This is a genomic window from Pedococcus sp., from assembly GCF_036554925.1.
GTDB lineage: Bacteria > Actinomycetota > Actinomycetes > Actinomycetales > Dermatophilaceae > Pedococcus_A.
Map to the genome: position 1 here is coordinate 1 of NZ_DATBMI010000238.1, position 3,330 is coordinate 3,330.

General features: G+C 72.7%; 3 protein-coding genes. 2 read left to right on the forward strand and 1 reads right to left on the reverse strand.

The window, feature by feature from the left end; genetic code table 11:
* Positions 1-1,152: hemolysin family protein (locus tag VIB11_RS17375; RefSeq protein WP_332057323.1), on the reverse strand; the 1,152-nt coding region annotated here is incomplete at its 3' end.
* 263 nt (positions 1,153-1,415) lie between these two features.
* Here VIB11_RS17375 and VIB11_RS17380 point away from each other — a divergent pair.
* Positions 1,416-2,417, forward strand: coding sequence for an ABC transporter ATP-binding protein (locus VIB11_RS17380; RefSeq protein ID WP_332057324.1), 1,002 nt, complete (start codon positions 1,416-1,418; stop codon positions 2,415-2,417).
* Positions 2,414-3,214 (forward strand): ABC transporter permease, encoded by an 801-nt coding sequence (locus tag VIB11_RS17385; RefSeq protein ID WP_332057325.1) that lies wholly within the window; start codon positions 2,414-2,416, stop codon positions 3,212-3,214. The genes VIB11_RS17380 and VIB11_RS17385 overlap by 4 nt, the downstream gene beginning before the upstream one ends.
* Positions 3,215-3,330 lie beyond the last annotated feature (116 nt).

A 3,330-nucleotide genomic window follows, 5' to 3' on the forward strand; every position in this document is an offset into this window, starting at 1 on the left:
GTATGCCGGTCCGTCGGGCACCGGGGCGCCGATCCGCTCGCGCACCTCGTCCGGGCGCCAGAGGCCGGGGACGGTCCAGGAGCCGTCGGTCATCTCGCGGCCGGTGGTCCGGAACCTGTCGTGCTCGTCGCTCACCTCGCCGACGATCTCCTCGACGACGTCCTCGAGCGTCACGACCCCGGCGGTCCCGCCGTACTCGTCGACGACGACGGCGAGCTGGAGCCCGGCCTCGCGCAGGAGGAGCAGCAGCGGGTCGAGCCGGATCGTCTCGGGCACGAGCAGCGGCGGCACCATCAGCGCCGAGACGGGCACGTCGGGACGGCGGTCGTGCGGCACGGCGATGGCGCGCTTGACGTGCACGATGCCGTCGATGTCGTCCCAGTCCTCGCCCGTGACGGGGAAGCGGGAGTGCCCGGTGCGCCGGGCCAGCCGCACGACGTCCTCGGCGGTGGCGGTCCGCTCGATCGCCGTGGCCCGGGCCCGGGGGCTCATCACGTCGGCGGCGGTCTGCTCACCGAAGCCGAGGGTGCGGGTGAGCAGGCGGGCCGTGCCCTCGTCGAGCGTGCCGGCCTCGGCGGAGCGGCGGACGAGCGAGGCCAGCTCCTGCGGGGTGCGCGCGCTGGACAGCTCCTCCTGGGGGGTGATGCCGAGGCTGCGCAGGAAGAGGTTGGCCGAGCCGTTGAGCACCGCGATGAGCGGCTTGGCCACCACGGCGAAGACGCGCACCGGGCCGGCGACGACCTTGGCCGTCCCGAGCGGCGCCGAGATGCCGAGGAACTGCGGCACGAGCTCGCCGAAGACCATCGAGAACAGCGTCGCGACGACGAGCGCGACGGTGGCCGAGACCGACTGGAGCGCTCCGCCCTCGAGCCCGAGGGCGGCGAGCGGGGTCTGGAGCAGCGTGCCCAGGCTCGGGGTGGCGAGGTAGCCGAGCACCAGGGTCGTCAGCGTGATGCCGACCTGCGCTGCCGAGAGCTGGGTCGAGAGGCGGCGCAGCGACCCGAGCACGACCTCGGCGCGGTGGTCCCCCTCGTCGACGGCCCGCTGCACCGACGGCCGGTCGAGGGCGACCAGCGAGAACTCGGCGGCGACGAAGACGGCGGTGCCGACGGTCAGCGCGACGCCGGCGAGGACGAGTAACCACTCGGTCATAGTGCGGCCATCCTAGGGTCGCCGAGGCCTGCCCACGCACCGGCATACGACCCCCCTCGCCCGCCGTCGACACGCTGACAAAAAGCCCTTCACCGCACCACGAGGGACCATCTCCCAGCGTGTCGACGGCGGAAGGTGGGCTGAAGGTGGGCTGAAGGTGGGCGGACGTGGGCGGACGTGGGCGGAGGTGGGCGTAACCCTGTTGACCATCCCGTGTGGTCAGTTGGGAGGATGGGGCGCATGAGACGACTTCCGGGGGCACGATGACGACGCCCGCAGACTCCACTCCACTTCGGGGGGCGCGCATCGAGGTGCGCGACCTGACCAAGAAGTTCGGCGACTTCACCGCCGTCGACAACCTCTCCTTCACGGTCGAGCCCGGGCGCATCACCGGCTTCCTGGGCCCGAACGGCGCGGGCAAGACGACGACGCTGCGCATGCTGCTCGGCCTGGTCCGGCCGACGGCGGGCACCGCGACGATCGGCGGCCAGCGCTACCACGACATCCCGCGGCCGATGGCGATGGTCGGGTCGGCCCTCGAGGCGACCAACTTCCACCCGGGCCGCAGCGGCCGCGACCACCTGCGGGTCCTCGCGGACACGGCGGGAGTCGGCGACAAGCGCGTCGACGAGATGCTCGAGCTGGTCGGCATCCCGGCGGCGGCCCGCAAGCGCGCCGGCGGGTACTCCATGGGCATGCGCCAGCGGCTCGGCCTCGCCGCCGCCATGCTGGGCGACCCGCAGGTGCTGATCCTCGACGAGCCGGCCAACGGCCTCGACCCCGAGGGCATCCGCTGGCTGCGCGGCTTCCTGCGCCACCTCAGCACCCAGGGCAAGACGGTCCTGATCTCGAGCCACATGCTCCAGGAGGTCGAGCAGACCGTCGACGACGTCGTGATCATCTCCAACGGCAGGCTCGTCAGCCAGGGCGCCATGGCCGACCTGCACGGCGAGTCCCGCAGCCTCGTCCGCACCTCCGACGTCGGCGCGCTCGCCGGGGCGCTGCGCGTCTCCGACCTGACCAGCACCGAGCAGGACGGCGCGCTCCTGGTCGACAGCGGAGACCTGCGCCTGATCGGCGACGTCGCCCTGAGGGCCGGGCTGCCGGTCTACGAGCTGCGCTCGCTGACGACCGACCTCGAGGCGCTCTTCTTCGAGCTGACCGAGGGCACCAACCGCAACCTGGGGGGCGGCAACGTCGGCCACTTCGGCACCACCTCCCCCGAGACCGACGCCGTCCGGGCGCAGGAAGGGGCGAGCTCGTGAGCGCCGCCATCAGGGCCGAGTTCCGCAAGTTCTTCACGACCCGCCTGTGGTGGGGCATGGCCATCGCCATCTTCCTGTCGGGCATGGCCTTCGCGGCGCTGTTCGGCTTCCTGCTGACCTCCGACCAGGCGGGCACCGGCGGCCCGGGCGGCATCCCCACCGGCACCGACGAGCAGATCGTCGGCAGCGTCTACACCGGCGGCCTGGGGGTCGGCTACCTGCTCACCCTCACCATCGGGGTCCTCCAGATCGGCAGCGAGTACCGCCACAAGACGATCACCGGCACCTTCCTCGCCGTGCCGCAGCGGGTCACGGTGATGGGCGCCAAGGTCGCGGCGCTGCTGGGCCTGGGCGTCGTCTACGGGCTGATCTCCCTCGTCGGGTCGGTCAGCGTGGGGGCGCTGGTGCTCAACTCGCAGGGCGTCGACCCGTTCCCGAGCTCGCAGATCTGGCGCACGCTGGCCCTCGGGCTGCTCGTCCTGGGCCTGTGGGCGCTGATCGGCCTCGGCGCCGGCATCCTCATCCCCAACCAGGTGGCGGCGCTGCTGATCTCCGTGGGCGTGGCCTGGATCGTGGAGCCGCTGGCCGGCTTCGCGCTGACGTTCTGGGAGTGGGGCGCGCAGAACGTCGCGCCCTACCTGCCGACGGCCGCGACGAACGCCATGGTCAACGCCGTGCAGGGCAGCCCCGACGAGGTGCGCCTCGAGTGGTGGGGCGGGGCCCTGGTCCTGACCCTGTATGCCGCGCTGCTGGCCGGCTTCGGGTCGTGGCGGACGGTGCGGAGCGACATCACCTGACGTCGCGCCGCCGGCGCGGACGGCATACGGACTGGCGACGCCACGGCGAGGCCACGAGGGGTGCCGAACCGACCTCCCCACCACGGGGGAGCGCGGTTCGGCACCCCTTCGTCGTG